Source organism: Streptomyces sp. SS7 (genome assembly GCF_037993025.1).
In the GTDB taxonomy this organism is placed as follows: Bacteria; Actinomycetota; Actinomycetes; order Streptomycetales; family Streptomycetaceae; genus Streptomyces.
The window spans coordinates 7,578,753-7,600,846 of the sequence record NZ_CP141223.1 but is presented as its reverse complement, the minus strand read 5'-3'; the positions used below and the strand labels follow the sequence as shown (position 1 = coordinate 7,600,846).

The 22,094-nt window shown below is 72.5% G+C and carries 19 protein-coding genes and 1 pseudogene; 10 read left to right on the top strand and 10 right to left on the bottom strand.

The genetic code is table 11. From position 1 onward, the window contains the following. The first annotated feature begins 128 nt into the window (after nucleotides 1-128). On the top strand, nucleotides 129-962 hold the full coding sequence (locus tag U5640_RS34905; protein WP_340381713.1) for a hypothetical protein: 834 nt from the start codon (nucleotides 129-131) through the stop codon (nucleotides 960-962). Nucleotides 963-1,032: 70 nt separating this feature from the next. Here the strand turns inward: U5640_RS34905 and U5640_RS34900 are convergent, their stop codons facing one another. Then, entirely contained in the window at nucleotides 1,033-1,674 is a 642-nt protein-coding gene (locus U5640_RS34900) for a response regulator transcription factor (RefSeq protein ID WP_340381712.1), read from the bottom strand. Continuing rightward, nucleotides 1,667-2,812, bottom strand: coding sequence for a GAF domain-containing sensor histidine kinase (locus U5640_RS34895; protein ID WP_340381711.1), 1,146 nt, complete (start codon nucleotides 2,810-2,812; stop codon nucleotides 1,667-1,669). The genes U5640_RS34900 and U5640_RS34895 overlap by 8 nt, the downstream gene beginning before the upstream one ends. A gap of 239 nt (nucleotides 2,813-3,051) precedes the next feature. Between U5640_RS34895 and U5640_RS34890 the strand changes: the two genes are divergently transcribed. The 3 genes and pseudogenes from U5640_RS34890 to U5640_RS34880 all read left to right on the top strand — a co-directional run bounded on the left by U5640_RS34890 (nucleotide 3,052) and on the right by U5640_RS34880 (nucleotide 5,934). Next, the gene (locus tag U5640_RS34890; RefSeq protein WP_340381710.1) at nucleotides 3,052-3,750 is read left to right on the top strand and encodes an SDR family oxidoreductase; all 699 of its coding nucleotides are present in this window, start codon (nucleotides 3,052-3,054) and stop codon (nucleotides 3,748-3,750) included. Next, nucleotides 3,747-4,888: pseudogene (locus tag U5640_RS34885) on the top strand (S-adenosylmethionine:tRNA ribosyltransferase-isomerase). Before U5640_RS34890 ends, U5640_RS34885 begins: the two are co-directional and overlap by 4 nt. 299 nt (nucleotides 4,889-5,187) lie before the next feature. Next, nucleotides 5,188-5,934 carry a transglycosylase SLT domain-containing protein gene (locus U5640_RS34880; RefSeq protein WP_340381709.1) on the top strand — a complete coding sequence of 249 codons (747 nt, stop codon included), beginning with the start codon at nucleotides 5,188-5,190 and terminating at the stop codon, nucleotides 5,932-5,934. Nucleotides 5,935-6,005: 71 nt separating this feature from the next. On the opposite strand, the gene U5640_RS34875 is transcribed toward U5640_RS34880, so the two are convergent. Continuing rightward, nucleotides 6,006-8,534, bottom strand: coding sequence for an FHA domain-containing protein (locus tag U5640_RS34875; protein ID WP_340381708.1), 2,529 nt, complete (start codon nucleotides 8,532-8,534; stop codon nucleotides 6,006-6,008). Between the two features lie 233 nt (nucleotides 8,535-8,767). Here U5640_RS34875 and U5640_RS34870 point away from each other — a divergent pair, with 233 nt between their 5' ends. Further along, the gene (locus U5640_RS34870) at nucleotides 8,768-10,762 is read left to right on the top strand and encodes a streptophobe family protein (RefSeq protein WP_340381707.1); all 1,995 of its coding nucleotides are present in this window, start codon (nucleotides 8,768-8,770) and stop codon (nucleotides 10,760-10,762) included. A gap of 182 nt (nucleotides 10,763-10,944) precedes the next feature. Then, a complete protein-coding gene (gene serB, locus U5640_RS34865; RefSeq protein WP_340381706.1) occupies nucleotides 10,945-12,165 on the top strand; it encodes a phosphoserine phosphatase SerB in 1,221 nt (406 codons plus the stop codon). Nucleotides 12,166-12,270: 105 nt separating this feature from the next. Here serB and U5640_RS34860 read toward each other — a convergent pair whose 3' ends face one another. From U5640_RS34860 to U5640_RS34845, 4 genes are all read right to left on the bottom strand, one after another. Further along, nucleotides 12,271-12,789, bottom strand: coding sequence for a histidine phosphatase family protein (locus tag U5640_RS34860; RefSeq protein WP_340381705.1), 519 nt, complete (start codon nucleotides 12,787-12,789; stop codon nucleotides 12,271-12,273). 100 nt (nucleotides 12,790-12,889) lie between these two features. Then, a complete protein-coding gene (locus tag U5640_RS34855) occupies nucleotides 12,890-13,105 on the bottom strand; it encodes a hypothetical protein (RefSeq protein WP_340381704.1) in 216 nt (71 codons plus the stop codon). A 151-nt stretch (nucleotides 13,106-13,256) separates the two neighbouring features. Next, entirely contained in the window at nucleotides 13,257-13,370 is a 114-nt protein-coding gene (locus U5640_RS34850; protein ID WP_099054046.1) for an SGM_5486 family transporter-associated protein, read from the bottom strand. A 43-nt stretch (nucleotides 13,371-13,413) separates the two neighbouring features. Then, nucleotides 13,414-14,808 (bottom strand): MFS transporter, encoded by a 1,395-nt coding sequence (locus U5640_RS34845; protein WP_340381703.1) that lies wholly within the window; start codon nucleotides 14,806-14,808, stop codon nucleotides 13,414-13,416. Between the two features lie 65 nt (nucleotides 14,809-14,873). Here U5640_RS34845 and U5640_RS34840 point away from each other — a divergent pair, with 65 nt between their 5' ends. Continuing rightward, nucleotides 14,874-15,566 carry a FadR/GntR family transcriptional regulator gene (locus U5640_RS34840; protein WP_340381702.1) on the top strand — a complete coding sequence of 231 codons (693 nt, stop codon included), beginning with the start codon at nucleotides 14,874-14,876 and terminating at the stop codon, nucleotides 15,564-15,566. A gap of 77 nt (nucleotides 15,567-15,643) precedes the next feature. Here U5640_RS34840 and U5640_RS34835 read toward each other — a convergent pair whose 3' ends face one another. From U5640_RS34835 to fabG, 3 genes are all read right to left on the bottom strand, one after another. Then, nucleotides 15,644-15,967 (bottom strand): hypothetical protein, encoded by a 324-nt coding sequence (locus U5640_RS34835; RefSeq protein ID WP_340381701.1) that lies wholly within the window; start codon nucleotides 15,965-15,967, stop codon nucleotides 15,644-15,646. Nucleotides 15,968-16,094: 127 nt separating this feature from the next. After that, nucleotides 16,095-16,862 (bottom strand): enoyl-ACP reductase FabI, encoded by a 768-nt coding sequence (gene fabI, locus U5640_RS34830; RefSeq protein WP_340381700.1) that lies wholly within the window; start codon nucleotides 16,860-16,862, stop codon nucleotides 16,095-16,097. Between the two features lie 5 nt (nucleotides 16,863-16,867). Continuing rightward, entirely contained in the window at nucleotides 16,868-17,587 is a 720-nt protein-coding gene (gene fabG, locus U5640_RS34825; RefSeq protein WP_340381699.1) for a 3-oxoacyl-[acyl-carrier-protein] reductase, read from the bottom strand. Between the two features lie 243 nt (nucleotides 17,588-17,830). Here fabG and U5640_RS34820 point away from each other — a divergent pair, with 243 nt between their 5' ends. The 3 genes from U5640_RS34820 to tyrS are packed head-to-tail and all read left to right on the top strand — an operon-like array spanning nucleotide 17,831 to nucleotide 22,057. Beyond that, nucleotides 17,831-19,354: a TldD/PmbA family protein gene (locus U5640_RS34820; RefSeq protein WP_340381698.1), complete on the top strand. Its 1,524-nt coding sequence runs from the start codon at nucleotides 17,831-17,833 to the stop codon at nucleotides 19,352-19,354. Continuing rightward, nucleotides 19,351-20,745 carry a metallopeptidase TldD-related protein gene (locus tag U5640_RS34815; RefSeq protein ID WP_340381696.1) on the top strand — a complete coding sequence of 465 codons (1,395 nt, stop codon included), beginning with the start codon at nucleotides 19,351-19,353 and terminating at the stop codon, nucleotides 20,743-20,745. The genes U5640_RS34820 and U5640_RS34815 overlap by 4 nt, the downstream gene beginning before the upstream one ends. A 43-nt stretch (nucleotides 20,746-20,788) precedes the next feature. Further along, nucleotides 20,789-22,057: a tyrosine--tRNA ligase gene (tyrS, locus tag U5640_RS34810; protein WP_340381694.1), complete on the top strand. Its 1,269-nt coding sequence runs from the start codon at nucleotides 20,789-20,791 to the stop codon at nucleotides 22,055-22,057. The last annotated feature ends 37 nt before the right edge of the window (nucleotides 22,058-22,094 follow it).

Here is a 22,094-nt window from a genome sequence, read left to right as displayed (position 1 = left end):
GTGGCCGGTCTCGGTTGTCGCGGGTGCCTGTGGTGGACCGCCGCGCGCGGGTGGGCGCGGCCCCTCGGGAAAATCTACGCCACCGGCCGGGTGGGCCGTTCCATCGGTCCGGTCCTTAGGGTGGGGGGATGTTCTCGGAACCGCGCTCTGGTCGCCTTGCCGCTTGGGGAAATGCCCTGTTGGCCGGACTTGTCTCACCGGACGACGCCGTCCTCGCCGTCGTCGGGGAGGACGCCGTGCACCGGGTGGAGGGGCTGCCCGGTGAGTCGGCGCCGGTGGGGCTGACGCTGGCGCTGGGCAGGCTGCGGGCGCTGGGGGTGCGCGGGCTGCGGGTGGCGCTGCCCGCGCCGGGGCATCCGCTGGGGCTGAGCGGGCCGCCGGAGTTCAACGCGCGGGCGCTGGAGGCCGAGGAGGCCGTGATCTGTCACGGGGTGGCGCTGGGCCTGGTACCGGAGGTGTCCGAGGCCGGGCCCGCGGGCGACGTCCATGTCGAGGTGGTGTGGCGCTGTCTGCCGGTGCGGGAGGCCCCGCCGGCGGATGTGCCGTCGCTGGGTGAGGCCGAGCGGGAGCTGGCGGAGGCGTTGCGGGAGGCCACGGAGGTGCTGTCGAAGCTGGACGTGGCGGCGTCGGGGCCGGCGGCGGAGGCGGCGATCGACGCGTACCGGGCGCGAGTCGACGGGGCGGCGCGAAGCGCCTCGTTGAGGGGTGGTGGTCGGGCGACGGGCGGGAGGGGGCGGGAGGTGTTGGCGCCGGGGTATCCGCCGCGGGCGGTGCGGGTGCTGGAGCTGGCGCGGCGGGTGGGGTTGCTGGTGTCGCTGGCGGTGGACCGGGGGCACGGGGGTGCGGTGAGTTCCTCCGAGATGGCGGCGCGGGCGGAGGCCCTGCGGCCGGTGGAGCGGACGGGGCGGCGGGCTCAGGTCGCGGCGTACAACGCGTATGTGGAGGAGCGGGAGCGGGGGTGAGCGTCGGGGACGACTGACTGAGCGGTGTCGGTGCTCGTGTCTCGGGGGCGCTGCCCCCGGGCCGGCGGTCTCAGCCGGCCATCCCGTGCCGTACGGCCCACAGCGCGGCCTGGGTGCGGTCGGCGAGGTCGAGTTTCATCAGGATGTTCGAGACGTGGGTCTTGACGGTCTTCTCGGAGAGGACCAGGGCGCGGGCGATCTCGCGGTTGGAGCGGCCGTCCGCTATCAGGCCGAGCACCTCGCGCTCCCGTTCCGTGAGGGAACCGCCTCTGCCCTGGCCGGAGTTGCTCTCCTCCTGGGAGAGCAGGGCGCCGGCGACCTCCGGCTGGAGCAGGATGTGGCCGGCGTGGACCGAGCGGATGGCGCCGGCGAGGGCGTCGGGGTCCACGTCCTTGTAGACGTATCCGGCGGCGCCGGCGCGCAGGGCGGGGACCACCGTGCGCTGTTCGGTGAAGCTGGTGACGATCAGCACGCGCGCGGGGTTGTCGAGTTCGCGCAGGCGGCGCAGGGCCTCGATGCCGTCGGTGCCGGGCATCTTGACGTCCATGAGGACGACGTCGGGCCGGAGTTCCTCGGCGCGCTGGACTCCCTCGGCGCCGTCGGCGGCCTCGCCGACGACCTCGATGTCGTCCTGGACCTCGAGGAAGGTGCGCAGTCCGCGGCGGACGACCTGGTGGTCGTCGACGAGCAGCACCTTGATTGCGTCAGCCACCGGGGGCCTCCATCTCGATCGTGGTGCCCTTGCCGGGCGCCGATTGCACCGTCAGGCCGCCGCCGATCCCGCTCGCCCGGTCCCGCATGGAGACGAGGCCGAGGTGGCGGCCGGCCCTGCGGATCGCCGAGGGGTCGAAGCCGGTGCCGTCGTCCGTGACGCGCAGGACCGTGTCGGGGCCGCGTTTGCGCAGGGTCACGTCGACGTGCCGGGCGCCGGAGTGGCGCAGGGCGTTGTGCAGGGCTTCCTGGGCGACCCGCAGGAGGGCCTCCTCCTGGGCCGCGGGCAGGGCGCGCACACCGTGGCTGGTGAAGGTGACGCGCGCGGTGTGGGCGCGGTCGAGGACCTGGACCTGGGTGCGCAGGGTGGCGACGAGACCGTCCTCGTCGAGGGCGGCGGGGCGCAGTTCGACGACGGCGGCGCGCAGTTCGTCGGCGGCTTCGGCGGCGAGGGCGGCGACCTGCTGGAGCTCGCCCTTGGCGCGGGAGGGGTCCCGGTCGACGAGGGCGGCGGCGGCCTGGGCGGTCAGGCGCAGGGAGAACAGTTTCTGGGCGACCGCGTCGTGCAGTTCGTGGGCCAGCCGGGAGCGCTCCTCCGCGATGGTGAGTTCGCGGCTGCGTTCGTACAGGCGGGCGTTGGTGAGGGCGATGGCCGCGTGCTGGGCGAGGATGGCGAGCAGGTCCTCGTCCTCCTCGGTGAAGCCGCAGCCTCCCTCCGGCTTGGCGCAGTTCTTGTTGGCGAGGAACAGGGCGCCGATGACCTCGTCGCCGTCGCGGACGGGCAGGCCGAGGAAGTCGGACATGTCGGGGTGGGCGGAGGGCCAGCCCTCGAAGCGGGGGTCCTCGCGGACGTCGGCGAGGCGCTCGGGGCGGGCCTCCTGGAGCATCGAGGCGAGGATGCCGTGCTGGCGGGGCAGGGGGCCGATGGCCTTCCACTGCTCGTCGGTGACGCCGTCGACGACGAACTGGGCGAAGCCTCCGTGGTCGTCCGGGACGCCCAGTGCGGCGTACTGGGCGTCGAGCAGCTCGCGGGCGGAGGCGACGATCGTCTTGAGGACGTCGCGCACCTCGAGATGCCTGCTCATGGCCAGCAGCGCGGAGCTCACCGCGGCGAGGCCGGACCGGGGACCTTGGCTCATGTCCTCACGGTACCGGCGGGGGGTGACAGCCCGGATCCGACCTGTGACGGCCGCGGGTCGGGCGGGGGTCCTAGGCCGCAGGTCCTCGGTACGGCGGCGTAGGGCGCGCGGAGGGGGTGTGCGGGCGTACGTCGAAGGGCCCCGGTGGACCCGGTCCCGCGCCGGAGGCGGGGCGCGGGGGCCGTTCCTAGGTTGGGGTGACCGCCGAGCGGAGGCGGGCTGACGAGGGGACGGTTGTCATGCCGGTAGCGATCATCACGGGGGCCTCGAAGGGGCTGGGGCGGGCGCTGGCCGAGGCGCTGGCCGCGCGGGGCTGGGATCTGGTGCTGGACGCCAGGAACGAGGGGGTGCTGGAGGAGACGGCGGCCTGGGTGTCGGGGCACGGGACGCGGGTGCGGGCGCTGGCGGGTGACGTCACGGACGCCGCGCACCGGTCGGCGCTGGTGGCGGAGGCGTGGCGGCTGGGCGGGTGCGATCTGGTGGTGAGCAACGCCAGTGCGCTGGGTGCCGAGCCGCTGGTGCGGCTGGAGGGGCTGCCGCTGGAGGGGCTGCGGCGGGCTCTGGAGGTGAACGTCGTGGCGGCGCTGGGGCTGGTCCAGGAGGCGCTGCCGCTGGTGCGGGCGGCGCGGGAGGGCGCGGTGATCACCGTGAGCTCGGACGCGGCGGCCGAGGCCTATGAGACGTGGGGCGGCTACGGGGCGTCGAAGGCGGCCCTGGACCACCTCGCGGCGGTGCTCGGTGAGGAGGAGCCGGGGCTGCGGGTGTGGGCGGTGGATCCGGGGGACATGGGGACGGACCTGTACGCGGCGGCCGTGCCGGACGACGACGATCCGCGTCCGGAGCCGGCGAGTGTGGTGCCCGCGTTCCTGCGGTTGCTGGACGAGCGTCCGGCGAGCGGGCGGTACGGGGCTCCGGCGCTGCTGGGGGGAGGCCGATGACGCTGGCGGTGCGGGTGCCGGAGGAGTTGTCGGCGCGGGTGCCGGCCGAGCAGCGCGGGCCGGGGCGGGCGCGGGACGACGTACGGCTGCTGGTGTCGCGGGGGGCGGAGCCGGCGCATCACGCGTTCCGGGAGCTGCCGTGTCTGCTGCGGGCCGGGGACCTGCTGGTGGTGAACACCTCGCCGACGCTGGCGGCGGCCGTGAACGGGCGGATCGCGCACGCGCGCGTGGTGGTGCACTTCTCGACGCGCGGGGACGCGGCGCACGGCGGTGCGGGGCGGTGGGCGGTCGAGCTGCGGGAGCCGGACGGGAGGGGGAACGACCCGGGCGCGTGCGGGAGGGCCCGCCGGTACGGAGGTGCGGCTGCCCGGCGGTGTGCGGCTGACGTTGGAGGAGCCGCTGAGTCCCGGGAGCGGGCGGCTCTGGTGGGCGCGGGCGGCCGGTGGGGCGGGGGCCGCCGGCCGGGGCGGGCCCGATGTGCCGGGGCTGTTGCGGGAGCACGGGCGTCCCGTCCGTTATGCGTATACGGAGCGCGACCAGCCGTTGTCGGTGTATCAGACGGTGTTCGCGCTGCCGTCGGCCGACGGGGCGGGGAGTGCGGAGATGCCCAGTGCGGCGCGGCCCTTCACGGCGGGGCTGGTGGCGGAGCTGGCTGAGCCGGGGGGTGCAGTTCGCGCCGGTGGCGCTGCACACGGGGGTGGCTTCGGCGGAGGTGCACGAGCCGCCGTATCCGGAGTGGTTCTCGGTGCCGGCGGCCTCGGCGCGGCTGATCGAGGCCGTGCGGGCCGGTGGCGGGCGGGTGATCGCCGTGGGGACGACGGCCGTGCGGGCGGTGGAGTCGGCGGCGGGGCCGGACGGGGTCGTACGCGCGCGTGAGGGGTGGACGGACCTCGTGGTGACGCCGCAGCGCGGGGTGCGGGTGGTGGACGGGCTGCTGACCGGGCTGCACGAGCCGGAGGCGTCGCATCTGCTGATGCTGGAGGCGGTGGCGGGGCGGGCCGCGGTCGACCGGGGATACGAGGAGGCGCTGCGCGGGCGCTATCTGTGGCACGAGTTCGGGGACGTCCATCTCCTTCTGCCGCGGGAGGGTTCGGCGAAAGCTCCTCACGCAGAGCATTGCTCCAGCAACTGCCCGTGAGAACGAGGGCGGGGTGGTGTGAGGCCCCGCATAGGGCGCACATCACGTACGAAGGGGCATAGGAGAGAGAACGGTCCCTCGCGAACGGGGCAGACATGCCAGTCTGTCCCGTTTTGCCCTTCCCTGATCCACTACCGGGCATCGTAGGTCACACCTTTGCCTGGGCATTTTGCGGCCGCTAAGAATTGCTCTCGTCGCTCAGCGCCGCGGGTTTCCGCCGCAGCGTTCGTTCGTGCCAAGCGCACCGTGTCCACCGTCGGACGAGCGACCTCCGCGCTATTTCGAAGAGGTCATTCGCCATGCCCAAGAACACCCACAAGATCGCGATCGTCGGTGCCGCCACCCTCGGTGCGGCCGCCCTCGCCTTCTCCGTGGTGCCGGCCGACGCGCACACGACCACGACGGACGCCGTCTCCTCGGCCCGGGTCGCCTACAGCACGGAGCCGGTGCAGGGCGTCAAGGGCACGGTGACCGACCAGCTCGCCGGTGCGAACCTGAAGATCGAGGCCGTCGAGGCGAAGAAGAAGGCCGTCGCGGACGCCGCGGCGCAGAAGAAGGCCGCCGCCGAGGCCGTGCGCAAGGCCGTCGCCACGAAGAAGCGGGCCGCCGCCGACGCCGCCCGCAAGGCCGCCGCCGCGAAGGCCGCCGCTGCGCACAAGGCGAAGCACGCCGCGAGCCGCTCCACGCACCGCGCCGCGGTGAAGCCGGTCTCCGCCAAGAGCTACGCCAACAACCTCGACGGCTGGATCCGCGAGTCGCTCGACATCATGAAGAAGCACGGCATCCCGGGCTCCTACGAGGGCATCAAGCGCAACGTCATGCGGGAGTCCTCCGGCAACCCGAACGCCATCAACGACTGGGACGTCAACGCCGTCAACGGCGTCCCGTCCAAGGGCCTGCTCCAGGTCATCCCGCCGACCTTCAGCGCGTACCACGTGGCCGGCACCTCCTGGAACATCTACGACCCGGTCGCCAACATCACTGCCGCCTGCAACTACGCGGCCGACAAGTACGGCTCCATGGACAACGTCAACAGCGCGTACTGACACCGCCGGCACGCGCCGAAGGGCGGCACCCCTCTCGCGGGGTGCCGCCCTTCGGCGTCGTACGGGACGGACTACTTGCGCATGACCTCGGGCTCGTGCCGGCGCAGGAAGCGGGCCACGAAGAAGGCGCAGATCACCCCGAGCGCGATCAGCGCGATCATGTCCAGGCTCCAGGCGCCGACCGTGTGCTCCCACAGCGGGTCGTTGTCGCCGCCGTCCTTGGGCGGGCTGATCCTGTTGAAGTCCAGCGTGGCACCGGCCGCGCCGACCGCCCAGCGCGAGGGCATCAGGTACGAGAACTCGTTGACGCCGATCGAGCCGCTCAGGGCGAACAGACAGCCGGTGAAGACCACCTGGATGATCGCGAACATGACCAGCAGCGGCATGGTCTTCTCGGCCGTCTTCACCAGGGAGGAGATGATCAGGCCGAACATCATCGAGGTGAAGCCCAGCGCCATGATCGGCAGGCACAGCTCGACCAGCGGCGCGTTCTTGAGGATCAGGCCCTCCTGCGGGATCTCCCGGCTGGAGAAGCCGATGACACCGACCAGCAGCCCCTGGATCACGGTGACCACACCGAGCACGAACACCTTGGACATCAGGTACGCCGAGCGCGACAGGCCGGTGGCGCGCTCACGCTCGTAGATGACCCGTTCCTTGATCAGCTCACGGACGGAGTTCGCCGCGCCCGCGAAGCAGGCACCGACCGCGAGGATCAGCAGCACCGTGGTGGCCGTGCCGTTGGGGATGATCCGGCCGCTCTTGGGGTTGACCGGGTTGGGCAGCAGGCTGTTGCCCGAGTCGATCAGCAGGCTCACCGAGCCGAGGACGACCGGCAGGATCACCGAGAGGGCGAGGAAGCCCTTGTCCGACACGATCACCGAGGTGTAGCGGCGCACCAGCGTCATGAACTGCGACATCCAGCCCTGCGGCTTCGGCGGCCTCATGGCCTGCATGGGCGGCATCTGTACGGACTGCGGCGCGACGGCGTCGATGTCCGCGGCGTACATCTGGTAGTGCTGCGAGCCCTTCCAGCGGCCCGCCCAGTCGTAGTCGCGGTAGTTCTCGAAGGCGGAGAAGACATCGGCCCAGGTGTCGTAGCCGAAGAAGTTCAGCGCCTCCTCCGGCGGCCCGAAGTAGGCGACCGCACCGCCCGGCGCCATCACCAGCAGCTTGTCGCACAGCGCCAGCTCGGCCACCGAGTGGGTCACCACGAGGACCGTGCGGCCGTCGTCGGCGAGGCCGCGCAGCAGCTGCATGACATCGCGGTCCATACCCGGGTCGAGACCCGAGGTGGGCTCGTCCAGGAAGATCAGCGACGGCTTGGTGAGCAGCTCCAGGGCCACCGAGACCCGCTTGCGCTGGCCGCCGGAGAGGGAGGTGACCTTCTTCTCCTTGTGGATGTCCAGCTTCAGCTCGCGCAGCACCTCGTCGATCCGGGCCTCGCGCTCGGCGGCCGTGGTGTCGGCCGGGAAGCGGAGCTTGGCCGCGTACTTGAGGGCCTTCTTGACGGTCAGTTCCTTGTGCAGGATGTCGTCCTGCGGGACGAGACCGATGCGCTGGCGCAGCTCGGCGAACTGCTTGTACAGGTTCCGGTTGTCGTAGAGGACGTCGCCCTGGTTGGCCGGGCGGTAGCCGGTCAGCGCCTTGAGCAGCGTCGACTTGCCGGAACCGGACGGTCCGATCACCGCGATCAGGGACTTCTCCGGGACGCCGAAGGAGACGTCCTTGAGGATCTGCTTGCCGCCGTCGACCGTGACGGTGAGGTGGCGCGCGGAGAAGGAGACCTCACCGGTGTCGACGAACTCCTCGAGCCGGTCGCCGACGATCCGGAACGTCGAGTGGCCGACACCGACGATGTCCGCCGGGCCCAGGAGCTGGGTGCCGCCCTTGGGGATCGGCTGACCGTTGACGTAGGTGCCGTTGTGCGAGCCGAGGTCGCGGATCTCCATGCTGCCGTCGGGCATGGAGCGGAACTCGGCGTGGTTGCGCGAGACCTGGAGGTCGGAGACGACCAGCTCGTTCTCCAGGGCCCGGCCGATGCGCATGACGCGGCCGAGGGAGAACTGGTGGAACGTGGTCGGGCTGCGGTCTCCGTGGACCGGCGGCGCCCCCGCGCCCCCGCCGGACACATGCTGCGCGTACGGCTCGTTCGGGCCCTGCTGCTGCGGGACCTGCGGCGCGGACTGCTGCGGCGGCTGCCAGCCGGCCTGCGCGGACTGCGGCGGCGCGGCCCAGCCGGAGTTCGCGGTCTGCGCGGCGTAGGGCTGCTGCCGGGGCTGCGCGGCCGGCGCCTGCGCCCCCGACAGCGTCACGCGCGGGCCGTCGTTGGCGTTGCCCAGGTGCAGCGCCGAGCCGGGCCCGACCTCCAGCCGGCTGATCCGCTGTCCCTGCGCAAAGGTGCCGTTCGTGCTGCCGTGGTCCTCGACGACCCAACTGCGGCCGTCGAAGCTGACGGTGGCGTGGCGCCAGGAGACCCTGGCGTCCTCGAACACGATGTCCCCCTGCGGATCACGTCCGAGGGTGTATGACCTGGACGGATCGAGCGTCCAGGTACGTCCGTTCAATTCCAGTACGAGTTCCGGCACTCCATGCCCCATGAGTAGTCCCCCGAGTTACCCCCGTCACAGGGAGTCTAGGGATGTCGAACATCGTCGGGAACTATTTCAGTACCGGCCCCCTGACCGAAAGTCGGGCCTCGCCAGGAGCTTGCACGAGCACATCGGCCGTTCCCGTTGACGGGGTTGAAATCGCCCCGGAGAGTGGTAAACGCACGCGAGGGGGACGGATACGGCGATCTTCGCCGAACCGCGCCGCGGATCGGGGGGTCTGCATGAGTGCCGGCACTGGGGTGGAGAGCTACGGGCGCGCGCGGCACGGCGGCGGTGTGCCGTGGCCGGACGTGGCACTGGCCGCGATCGCCTGCGTGAGCTGGGCGTTGATCGGGATGGCGGGGACGGCGGCGCTCGGTCTGCATCTGCTCGGCGCGGACGCGGCGGGCTCGTTGGGCCCGATGACGGCGGCCGTGGTGGCTCTCGGGGCGGGCGGATCCGTCACGCCGTCGGGCGATGTGTCGGCCTTCGGCCTCACGGGGGCCGAAGCAAACACCGCCGTCGAGATCACGCCACTGGGCGTGGGCCTGGTCGGCGCGCTGCTGCTGTCGTGGCTGTTCCTGCGGTCCCTGCGCGCGGCCGGGGTCGTCGTCGCACCGGGCGAACTCCTCGCCCGGGCGGGCGCGGTGGTCGCGCTGTTCGTGGCGATGCTGGGCGGGCTGGCCTGGGCGGGGCACGACGTGATCACGTTCGACGGCGGTGCGCTGGGGCTGGACGCCCCGCCCGGCGGGGGCGGCACCGGGGGCGGCCTGCAGATCCCCGGGCTCGGGGATCTCGGCGGGCTGCTGCCCGACCGGATCGGGGATCTGATCGACGCGAAGGCGGCGGTCGGCTTCACCGTCGATACGGCACCCACGGTGCTGGGCGGGCTCCTGTGGTCGACGGGCATCCTGCTGATCGCGCTGCTGGCCTCGCGCCGCACCCCGCTGCCGCGCGGGTGGGAGGCGGTGCACCGGGTGGTGCGGCCCGCGGTGTCCGCCGTGGTCTGCGTGCTGCTGGTCGCCGTGGCGGCCGGCTTCGCGGCGGCGGCGTACGCGGCGATCGGCGACGCCCATCCCCGACGGATCGCGGGAGCGGCGCTGCTCGGCGCGCCGAACGGGGTGTGGCTGGGCGTCTCGATCGGCCTGTTCGTCCCCTGGGAGGGCCGCGCCACGGGAGCCCTCACGCACGTCCTGCCGGCCCCCCTCGACCGGCTCCTCACGGTCGGCACCGACCAGCCGGTCACCGTCGGCCGCCTGGCCGGCCTGGACGGCCGGGTATGGCTGCTCGTGGTGGCCACGGCCGTGATGATGCTGTTCGCGGGGGTGCTGGTGGCGGTGCGGACGCCGTTACGGGGAGCGGCGGCGGGTGCCGGGCCGGGCGGGGCCGGGGTGGGGGGGTTCGTCGGGGGGTGCGCCGTACGGCTGGGTGCCGTGACGGCGGTGGCGCTGCCGTCCCTCGGGCTGCTGACGGGGGTGTCCGCGGATGCTTCGCTGTCCGTGCTGGGGTTCGACGCCTTCGGGGCCGGGATCGAGCTGCACGGGCATCTCGGCACGGCGCTGCTCCTCGGGGCGGCGTGGGGGGCCGGAGCGGGGGCCGCGGGGGCGCTGCTGGCGTGCGCCACGGGCGCGGCGGGACGGCGTGCCGCGCCGTTGGCACTCGGTGACGTGCGGGCGGGGGGTGCGGGGTACGCAGATGACGCGTACGAGGGTGGCGCGTACGGCGGTGACTCGTCCGGCGGCGAAGCGCACGGGCGCGGCGCGTACGGGAGTGGGGCCCACGGGAGGGGGGGCGGAGCCGTGCGGCAGGCCGGGGCGGAGGCGGGGCCGTATGCCCCGAGCGCCTCCTACCGGGTGCCGAATCCGGCGACCAATCCGTATCTCCGGGTGCCGCGAGGGATGCGGGAGCCGGGCGGACCACCGGAGCCGGAGGACGCGCGGCCCGAGGAGCGGCGGGGCCAGCGGCCGGGGCGGTCAGGTCCGGACGGTGGGCGGGGTGCGGGCGGGCCGGTGCCGCCCGGTGACGACGGGCGGGCGGGGCCTTCGGCCGGGGGGCGGCGGCCGGGGGACGTGTCCGGTGCGCCGACCGTGGCGGGGCCGGGCGGGCGCAGCGGCCCGTACGGGCCGCTCGGGACGGCTTCTCCGAGGCCCGGGGGCTCCGCCGGGGAGGACGGGCCGCCTCCCGCGCCGCCGTCTCCTCCCGCGCCGCCGCCGAAGCGGCCCGATCGGCCCCGGTGAGCGGGATCGCCCGGTTCCCGTGAGCAGGAGCGCCCGGCCGCGCCGAGCGGGAGCGACCGGCCCCACCGGACCGATCGGCGGACTTCATGAAGCCGACATCACCGGTTCGCCCACTGTTCCGTGTCCGCTAGACGGACCTCTGCGGCGAAAGGCACTGGGTGCCGGATACGGTGGGATACATCATGAGAGCTTCGCAGACTTCGCCGACCTCGTCCTCTGATGCCCCCACGCTCCTTGTCAAGATCTTCGGCAAGGACAGGCCCGGCATCACGGCCGGTCTCTTCGACACCCTCGCGGCCTACTCCGTCGACGTCGTCGACATCGAGCAGGTGGTCACCCGTGGCCGGATGGTGCTGTGCGCGCTCGTGACCGCGCCACCGCGGTCGCTGGAGGGTGACCTCCGCCGCACGGTCCACAGCTGGGCCGAGTCGATCAAGATGCAGGCAGAGATCATCTCGGGCGTCGGTGACAACCGTCCGCGCGGGCTCGGTCGCTCCCTGGTGACCGTCCTCGGTCATCCCCTGACCGCGGAGGCCACGGCCAAGGTCGCCGCCAAGATCGCCACGGCCGGCGGCAACATCGACCGTATCTTCCGCCTCGCCAAGTACCCCGTCACCGCCGTCGAGTTCGCGATCTCGGGGGTGGAGACCGGGCCGCTGCGCACCGCGCTGGTCACGGACGCGCGGGCGCTCGGGGTGGACGTCGCCGTGGTGGACGCCGGTCTGCACCGGCGGGCCCAGCGGCTCGTCGTCATGGACGTCGACTCGACCCTGATCCAGGACGAGGTGATCGAGCTCTTCGCGGCGCACGCCGGCTGCGAGGACAAGGTCGCCGAGGTGACGGCGGCGGCGATGCGCGGTGAGCTGGACTTCGAGCAGTCGCTGCACGCGCGGGTGGCGTTGCTGGAGGGGCTGGACGCCTCGGTGGTGGACAAGGTGCGCGCCGAGGTCCGGCTGACGCCGGGGGCGCGCACCCTGATCCGCACCCTGAAGCGGCTCGGCTACCAGGTGGGGGTCGTTTCCGGCGGCTTCACCCAGGTCACCGACGATCTGAAGGAGCGGCTGGGGCTGGACTTCGCCCAGGCCAACACGCTGGAGATCGTCGACGGCCGGCTGACCGGCCGGGTCACCGGCGAGATCGTGGACCGGGCGGGCAAGGCGCGGCTGCTGCGCCGGTTCGCCGCGGAGGCGGGCGTACCGCTCTCGCAGACCGTGGCGATCGGTGACGGCGCCAACGACCTGGACATGCTGAACGCGGCCGGTCTCGGGGTGGCCTTCAACGCCAAGCCGGTGGTGCGCGAGGCGGCGCACACGGCGGTGAACGTGCCCTTCCTCGACACGGTCCTGTATCTGCTGGGCATCACCCGTGAAGAGGTCGAGGCGGCGGAGACCCACACCGAGTAGGGCGGCGCCGAGCGGCACCTCGACGTCGAGGAGGCCTCGGAGGGACAGGCAGGGCCCGGTACCGAAAGGCGCCGGGCCCTCGCGTGTCCGCCCGTGCCGGGCGGGTCACTCCTCGGGCGCCCAGTAGTCGGTGAGCGTGGCGACGGCCGGCTCCAGGGACTTCCAGGAGCCGTCGAAGGTGAGGACGGCGAAGGAGGAGGCCGGGAAGCCACGGCGGGTCATGCGCTCGTGGGCCTCGCTCCCGGCCGAGTCGGTCAGGATGTCGGTGAGGGCGTGGACGCCGGGGTTGTGGCCGATCAGGATGACGCTGCGCACGTCGTCCGGGGTCTCGTTGAGCAGGGCGATCAGCTCGCCCGGGGAGGCCTCGTAGATCCGCTCCTCGTAGACCGTTTTCGGCCGGTGCGGGAGTTCGTGGACGGCGAGCTTCCATGTCTCCCTGGTGCGGACCGCGGTGGAGCACAGCGCCAGGTCGAGGGGAATGCCGCTGTCAGCCAGTCTGCGTCCGGCGACGGCGGCGTCCTTCCGGCCCCGCTCGGCGAGCGGGCGCTCGTGGTCGTTCACCTGTGGCCAGTCGGCTTTCGCATGCCGGAAGAGGACGATCCTGCGGGGTTCTGCGACGCTCATGCGTCCCAGCTTCGCATGAAACAGGCCATGGGGCGCAGGGAGTTGACATGGGGCTTTGCCGCTCTCCCCGGGGGCGCGGAGTGCGGTCGGGGCGTGCTCGTCACGGCTGGCGCGCGAGGAGGAGCTGCACGCGCTCGACGAGGTGGGTGATCGCCGGGTCGCCGCCGGTGGCGTGGGCGTCCGAGGGGTTCAGTATCAGGACGAGCAGGGTGATGAAGGCGAGGGTCGGCAGGGCGAGGGCCCACCAGGGCAGCCGGGCGTCGATCCGGGCCCGGGCGGCGGTCGGGCGGGGCCGGGTGAGCACTGGGGCCGACATGGATGCCTCCGGTCGTCTTCGAGCGGTCCGTGGTCCGCGTCGTACGGCCACATCTCGAAGCTACGGAATCGGCGGCCCGCAGCCCATCCGGTGATCCACCCACTTGACCCTGACCCTCACCCCCTAGGGGACAGGGGGGTTAACCCCACCCTCAGGGTGCGGCGATCGTGGCGATGACGGCGATGATCACGAAGATGGCGAGGAACGAGCCGAAGACCATCAGCATCTTCTTCTGGCCGTTCTGGGGGTTCGGGTCGAGCACCATGCGCCCAGTGTCGCACCCGTGGTCCGCCGCACGGCTGCCGGGGTCAGCGGGCGGCCGCCTCGTCCTCCACCGTGCCGGGGCGGCCCGCCAGGACGCCCACGGCCATCTGCGGGAGCATGAGCGCCGCCATGAGCCCCAGGGGCAGCGCCCAGCCGCCGCTGTGCTGGTAGAGCACGCCGACCAGGAGGGGGCCCGGGATCGAGATCAGATAGCCCGTGCTCTGCGCGAACGCGGACAGCTGGGCCACGCCCGCGCCGGTCCTGGCGCGCATGCCGACCATGGTGAGGGCCAGCGGGAAGGCGCAGTTCGCGACACCGAGCAGCACGGCCCAGGCCCAGGCCCCCTCGGCGGGCGCGAGGTAGAGACCCGTGTAACCGGCGAGGCCGCAGACGCCGAGCACGACGACGATCGGGCCCTGCCGCGGCAGCCGGGAGGCGACGCGCGGGATGACGTAGGCCAGGGGCACGCCCATCGCCATGGTGACCGCGAGCAGCAGGCCGGCCTCGCCCGCGGACACGCCCGCGTCCCGGAAGATCTGGGCCATCCAGCCCATGGTGATGTAGGCGGCGGTGGCCTGGAGGCCGAAGAAGACGGCGAGCGCCCAGGCGGTGCGGCTGCGCGTGATGCGCAGTCCGTCCGGTCGCTCCACGCGTGCGTGCGGGGCGGCCGGTGCGTCGGGCGCGGGCTGGGCCGGGGCGGGCGATTCGGACCGCTGCCCGGCCCGGGCGGGCGATTCGGACCGCTGCCCGGCCCGGGCGGGCGTTTCGGGCCGCTGCCGGGCGTCCCGGGCGAAGAGCAGCCACGGCAGTACGGCAGCAGCGGCCGGGCCCGCCCACAGGGCGAGGCCGGGCCGCCAGCCGCCGCCCAGGGCCTCCGTCAGCGGCACGGTGACCGCGGCGGCGGCCGAGGTGCCGAGGGCGAGGGCCATCGAGTAGAGCCCGGTCATGGAGCCGACCCGGTCGGGGAAGTGCCGCTTGACGACGACCGGCATCAGGACGTTGCTGACGGCGATGCCCATCAGGGCGAGGGCACTGGCGGCCAGGAACCCGGCCGTACCGCCCGTGTACGGCCGTATCAGCAGGCCTGCGGTGATCGCCGCCATGCCCGCGCAGACCACCGCGCCCGGGCCGAAGCGGCGGGCGAGGCGCGGGGCCGTGACGCCGAACACGGCGAAGCACAGCGGGGGCACGGAGGTGAGGAGCCCGGCCATGGTGCCGCTCATGCCGAGCCCGTCGCGGACCTCCTCCAGGAGCGCGCCGAGGCTGGTGATCGCGGGCCGGAGGTTGAGCGCGGCCAGCACGATGCCGGCCATGAGCAGTCGGGGACGCCACGCGCGCGTGCCCGAGCGCGGGCCGGAGACGGCCACCGGCGTACGGGTGGGCAGGGGTGTCGTCGTGCTGGTCGTCCTGGTGTCCTCGCTGGCCATGCCGCCCATCATAGAATCATGGGATGAATACCTGTCCAGCCTTGTGACGCCCTGTGAGCCCTGTGAGAAGGTGTGCCATGCCCCTGAGCCATCCCCGTCGCTCGGCCCTCTCCGAGCAGGTCATCGCCGAGCTGCGCCACCAGATCACCTCGGGCGAGTGGCCGGTCGGCTCGCGGATCCCCACCGAGCCCGAGCTGGTCGAGCAGCTGGGCGTCGCGCGCAACACGGTCCGTGAGGCCGTCCGCGCCCTCGCGCACAACGGGCTGCTGGCCATCCGGCAGGGCTCGGGGACGTATGTCGTGGCTACCAGCGAGCTGGCCGGTGTCATGCACCGGCGGTTCGCGGACGCCGACCCCCGGCACATCGCCGAGCTGCGCTCCAACCTGGAGTCGGGGGCGGCGCGGCTCGCGGCCGAGCGGCGCACGGAGAAGGACCTCAAGCAGCTGGACGCGCTGCTGCGGCGGCGCGAGGAGGCCTGGGAGTCGGGGGACGCGGAGGCCTTCGTGGCCGCCGACGCGACCTTCCACCTGGCGGTGGTGGCCGCCTCGCACAACGACGTCATGACCGCGCTCCACGCCGACCTGGGCGAGGTGCTGCGGGACTGGCTGCGCGAGGACGTCGGCGACCGGCTGACGCCGGAGACGTACATGGACCACACCCGGCTGATGGACGCGATCCGCGCGGGTGACGCGGAGACGGCCGCGGCACAGGCGGCCGGCTATCCGCTGTCCTGCCGTCCGGGCCGGGTCACGGAGGCCGGCGCGGGCTGAGCGGCGGACGCCGAGACCCGGCCCGGCGGCCGTCGGCCCGGAGGAGGCCGGCCGAGGCCGGCTCAGCGGCGGCCGGCTCAGACCCTCTCGTGGGTGACCCAGGCCCGGTCGACCTCCTTCCAGCAGCGCCCGGTGAGCCGTACGGTCAGGGCGGGGCCGGCGTCGACGGGGGTGCCGTCGGTGTCGAGGTCCCACCAGCGCGCGCACTCGATGTGCAGCGTCACGCGGTCGGTGTCGACGTAGGGGTTGTGGCAGTGGGCGACGACATGGGAGCCGTCGACGGCGATGCGGCACTCCGCGCCGAAGGGGTCGGGACGCTCATGGGGCAGCGCCTGATGGGGCGCGCAGAGCACGAGCGCGACGGCGGAGGTCAGGGGGGCGAGAGCACGGAACAGACGCACAGGCGAACCTCCTCGGCAGGGCTGGGGAGGGCTGCGCGGAGGTGAACGCGCACTTCATCGTGCCTGGTCGCGAGGGTGCCCCGCCCGGCCTGATAGGCCGGACGGGTGACACGGAAGAGGGGTGGCGTCAGGCGCCGATGGCGTGCAGACCGCCGTCGACGTGGATGATCTCGCCGGTGGTCTTCGGGAACCAGTCGCTGAGCAGGGCGACGATGCCCTTGCCGGCCGGCTCCGGGTCCTTCAGGTCCCACTCCAGCGGGGAGCGGGTGTCCCACACCGCGGCCAGGTCGCTGAAGCCCGGGATGGACTTGGCGGCCATGGAGCCGAGCGGGCCCGCGGAGATCAGGTTGCACCGGATGTTCTGCTTGCCCAGGTCGCGGGCGATGTAGCGGCTGGTGGCCTCCAGGGCGGCCTTGGCCGGGCCCATCCAGTCGTACTGCGGCCAGGCGTACTGCGCGTCGAAGGTGAGACCGACGACCGAGCCGCCGTTCTGCATCAGCGGCAGGCAGGCCATGGTCAGCGACTTCAGGGAGTACGCCGAGACGTGCATGGCCGTGGCGACCGACTCGAACGGCGTGTTGAGGAAGTTGCCGCCGAGCGCGTCCTGCGGCGCGAAGCCGATGGAGTGCACGACGCCGTCGAGACCGCCGAGCTCCTCGCCGACGACGTCGGCCAGGCGGCCCAGGTGCTCGTCGTTCGTCACGTCGAGCTCGATGACCTTGGTGGGCTTCGGCAGCTTCTTGGCGATGCGCTCGGTCAGCGTCGGCCGCGGGAACGCGGTCAGGATGATCTCGGCACCCTGCTCCTGGGCCAGCTTGGCGGCGTGGAACGCGATGGAGGACTCCATCAGCACACCGGAGATCAGGACGCGCTTGCCCTCGAGAATTCCGCTCATGGTGATCAGTGACCCATTCCCAGTCCGCCGTCAACGGGGATGACGGCTCCAGTGATGTACGAGGCGTCGTCCGAGGCGAGGAACCGCACCGTCGCGGCGATCTCCTCCGGCTGCGCGTACCGGCCGAGCGGGACCTGCGAGACGATGCCCGCGCGCTGCTCGTCGGTGAGCACCTTGGTCATGTCGGTGTCGACGAAACCGGGCGCGACGACGTTGAACGTGATGTTGCGCGACCCCAGCTCACGGGCGAGGGAGCGCGCGAAGCCGACGAGGCCGGCCTTGGACGCGGCGTAGTTGGCCTGACCGGGCGAGCCGTAGAGCCCCACGACCGACGAGATGAGGACGACCCGGCCCTTCTTGGCGCGCAGCATGCCGCGGTTGGCCCGCTTGACGACGCGGAAGGTGCCGGTGAGGTTGGTGTCGACGACCGAGGTGAAGTCCTCCTCGGACATGCGCATCAGGAGCTGGTCCTTGGTGACGCCGGCGTTGGCGATCAGGACCTCGACGGGGCCGTGCTCGGCCTCGATCTCCTTGTAGGCCTGCTCCACCTGCTCGGCGTCGGTGATGTCGCACTTGACGGCCAGGCAGCCCAAGTCGGTGAGGGCCTGCGGCGGTTCGCCCGAGCGGTATGTGATCGCGACCTTGTCGCCGGCGTCGGCGAACGCGCGGGCGATGGCGAGGCCGATGCCCCGGTTTCCTCCGGTGACGAGAACCGAGCGGCTCAACGGATCACCCTTTCGATAGGGGTCTGACACACCTGCCCGGGACCTGGACGGCAGGCGGCTTCCCTCGAAACCTATCGGTCCGGCCGTGCGCGCGGACATTCGGGCACCGACAGTGGGGCACGGGACTCACTGTGGGGTCCCTACAGAAACTTTGCGGCAGGCGCTCCGAAAGGTGTGGTCCGACGGCCGCCCGGCGCGACATGATCGGGGACACACACGCGACGACACCAGGGAGATACGTAGGTGCCTCATACCATCGACGAAAGTTTCACGGCCCTACCTCTGCGCGCCCTCGCCGACGCCGCCCTCGCACGTGCGCGTGCGCTCGGGGCCGAGCACGCGGACTTCCGGTTCGAGCGGGTGCGCAGCGCGTCGTGGCGGCTGCGGGACGCCAAGCCGTCCGGGTCCTCGGACACGACCGACCTGGGGTACGCGGTGCGGGTGGTGCACGGCGGTACGTGGGGCTTCGCGTCCGGCGTGGACCTGACGATGGACGCGGCCGCCCGGGTGGCCTCGCAGGCCGTGGCGATGGCCAAGCTGTCCGCGCAGGTCATCAGGGCCGCCGGGTCCGACGAGCGGGTGGAGCTGGCCGACGAGCCGGTGCACACGGACCGGACGTGGATCTCGGCGTACGAGATCGATCCGTTCACCGTGCCGGACGAGCAGAAGACCGCGCTGCTCGCCGACTGGAGCCACCGGCTGCTGGCGGCCGACGGCGTCAACCACGTCGACGCCTCGCTGCTCACCGTGCACGAGAACAAGTTCTACGCGGACACGGCGGGGACGGTGACCACCCAGCAGCGGGTGCGGCTGCACCCCTCGCTGACGGCGGTCTCGGTCGACGAGTCCAGCGGTGAGTTCGACTCGATGCGGACGCTCGCGCCGCCGGTGGGACGCGGCTGGGAGTACCTCACCGGGACCGGCTGGGACTGGGACGACGAGCTGGAGCGGATGCCGGAACTGCTCGCCGAGAAGATGCGGGCGCCCAGCGTGGAGGCCGGACTGTACGACCTGGTCGTCGACCCGTCCAACCTGTGGCTGACCATCCACGAGTCCATCGGGCACGCCACCGAGCTGGACCGGGCGCTCGGCTACGAGGCCGCCTACGCCGGCACCTCCTTCGCCACCTTCGACCGGCTCGGCAAGCTGCGCTACGGCTCCGACCTGATGAACGTCACCGGTGACCGCACCGCCGAGCACGGCCTGGCGACGGTCGGCTACGACGACGAGGGCGTCGAGGGCCAGTCCTGGGACCTGGTGAAGGACGGCACGCTCGTCGGCTACCAGCTGGACCGGCGGATCGCGAAGCTGACCGGCCTGGGCCGCTCCAACGGGTGCGCCTTCGCCGACTCCCCCGGGCACGTGCCGGTGCAGCGGATGGCGAACGTGTCGCTGCGGCCCGATCCGGCGGGGATGTCGACCGAGGACCTGATCGGGAGCGTCGACCGCGGGATCTACGTCGTCGGGGACCGGTCGTGGTCCATCGACATGCAGCGCTACAACTTCCAGTTCACCGGCCAGCGGTTCTTCAAGATCGAGAACGGGCGGATCACCGGGCAGCTGCGGGACGTGGCCTACCAGGCGACGACCACCGACTTCTGGGGGTCCATGGCCGCGGTGGGCGGCCCGCAGACCTATGTGCTCGGCGGCGCGTTCAACTGCGGCAAGGCCCAGCCGGGGCAGGTCGCGGCGGTGTCGCACGGCTGCCCGTCGGCCCTGTTCAAGGGCGTCAACATTCTGAACACCACGCAGGAGGCCGGCCGATGAGCGCCCGTACGAACAAGCCGCACGAGGTCGTCGAGCGCGCCCTCGCGCTGTCGCGGGCCGACGGGTGCGTGGTGATCGCCGACGAGCAGTCGACGGCGAACCTGCGCTGGGCCGGCAACGCGCTGACGACGAACGGCGTCACCCGCTCGCGCACGCTCACCGTGATCGCCACGGTCGACGGCAAGGAGGGCGCCGCCTCCGGGGTCGTCTCGCGGACGGCGGTGACCGCGGACGAGCTGGAGCCGCTGGTGCGGGCCGCCGAGGCCGCCGCGCGCGGCGCCGGGGCCGCCGAGGACGCGCAGCCGCTGGTCACCGGTGAGGTGGTGGTTCCGGAGTTCACCGAGGCACCCGCGGAGACCTCGTCCGCGGTGTTCGCCGACTTCGCGCCCGCGCTGGGCGAGGCCTTCGCACGCGCGCGTGCGGGCGGCCGGGAGCTGTACGGCTTCGCCAACCACGAGCTGGTGTCGACGTACCTGGGCACCTCCACGGGCCTGCGGCTGCGGCACGACCAGCCGAACGGCACGCTGGAGCTCAACGCCAAGTCCCCGGACCGTACGCGGTCGGCCTGGGCCGGGCGCTCCACGCGGGACTTCAAGGACGTGGACCCGGCGGCGCTCGACGCCGAGCTCGCCGTACGTCTCGGCTGGGCCGAGCGGCGGATCGCGCTGCCGGCGGGGCGGTACGAGACGCTGCTGCCGCCGACCGCCGTCGCGGACCTGCTGATCTACCAGATGTGGTCGGCGTCGGGCCGGGACGCGGCCGAGGGGCGGACGGTGTTCTCCAAGCCCGGCGGCGGCACCCGGCTCGGCGAGCGGCTGTCCGAGCTGCCGCTGACCCTGCGCAGCGACCCGCACGAGCCCGGCCTGGAGTCGGCGCCCTTCGTCCTCGCCCACTCCTCCGGGGGCGACTCGTCGGTGTTCGACAACGGGCTGCCGCTGGCCGCCACCGAGTGGGTCGGCGAGGGGGTGCTGAAGAACCTCGTCACCAGCCGGCACAGCGCCGGTCTGACCGGGCTGCCGGTGGCGCCCGCGATCGACAACCTGATCCTCGACGGCGGTGCGGACCGCTCCCTGGAGGAGATGGTCGCGAGCACCACGCGCGGGCTGCTGCTGACCTGTCTGTGGTACATCCGCGAGGTGGACCCGGCGACCCTGCTGCTGACCGGTCTGACCCGGGACGGGGTGTACCTCGTCGAGAACGGCGAGGTCGTCGGCGAGGTGAACAACTTCCGGTTCAACGAGTCGCCGGTCGGTCTGCTGGGCCGGGCGGTGGAGGCCGGGCGCACGGAAAAGACGCTGCCCCGGGAGTGGAGCGACTGGTTCACTAGGGCTGCGATGCCCGCGCTGCGGGTGCCGGACTTCAATATGAGCTCTGTCAGTCAGGGCGTATAACCTCGTACTGACCACGAGCCCACCCCAAGGAGATACGAGAACCGTGACGGACATCGTCGACGAGCTGAAGTGGCGGGGCCTGTTCGCCCTGTCCACCGACGAGGACGCCTTGCGCAAGGCGCTCGCGGACGGCCCCGTCACGTTCTATTGCGGCTTCGACCCGACCGCGCCCTCGTTGCACGTGGGGCACCTGGTGCAGGTGCTCACCGTGCGCCGGCTCCAGCAGGCCGGTCACCGGCCGCTGGCGCTGGTCGGCGGGGCCACGGGACTGATCGGCGACCCGCGCCCCACGGCGGAGCGCACGCTGAACGACCCGGAGACGGTCGCCGGCTGGGTCGGCAAGCTGCGTGCGCAGATCGAGCCGTTCCTGTCCTTCGAGGGCGAGAACGCGGCCGTGATGGTCAACAACCTCGACTGGACCGCGGGTCTGTCCGCGATCGAGTTCCTGCGCGACATCGGCAAGCACTTCCGCGTCAACAAGATGCTGACGAAGGACTCCGTGGCCCGGCGCCTGGAGTCCGACCAGGGCATCAGCTACACCGAGTTCAGTTACCAGATCCTCCAGGGCATGGACTTCCTCCAGCTCTACCGGCGCCACGGCTGCACGCTCCAGCAGGGCGGCAGCGACCAGTGGGGCAACCTCACGGCCGGTCTGGACCTGATCCACCGGCTGGAGCCGCAGGCCGACGTGCACGCGCTGGCGACGCCGCTGATGACCAAGGCGGACGGCACCAAGTTCGGCAAGACCGAGGGCGGCGCGGTCTGGCTGGACCCGGAGATGACGACGCCGTACGCGTTCTACCAGTTCTGGCTGAACGTGGACGACCGGGACATCTCCGGCTACCTGCGGATCCTGTCCTTCAAGTCGCGTGCGGAGCTGGAGGAGCTGGAGCGGGAGACCGCGGAGCGGCCGCAGGCGCGGGCCGCCCAGCGGGCGCTGGCGGAGGAGCTGACCACGTTGGTGCACGGCGCCGACCAGACTGCCGCGGTGATCGCCGCGAGCCGGGCGCTGTTCGGACAGGGCGAGCTGGGCGACCTCGACGAGCGGACGCTGGCGGCCGCGCTGTCCGAGGTGCCGCACATCCAGGTCGCCGAGCCGGGCCCGGTGGTGGACCTGTTCGCGCAGGTCGGACTGGTCGCCAGCAAGTCTGCAGCACGGCGGACCGTGAAGGAGGGCGGGGCCTACGTGAACAACGTGAAGGTCACGGCCGAGGACGCGGTGCCCGTGAAGGAGGATCTCCTGCACGGGCGGTGGCTGGTGCTGCGGCGGGGGAAGAAGAATCTTGCCGCCGTCGAGGTGACGGGCGCGTAAGCCCCGCCCCGGTGACGGGAGCGCAGGCCTCGGGGAG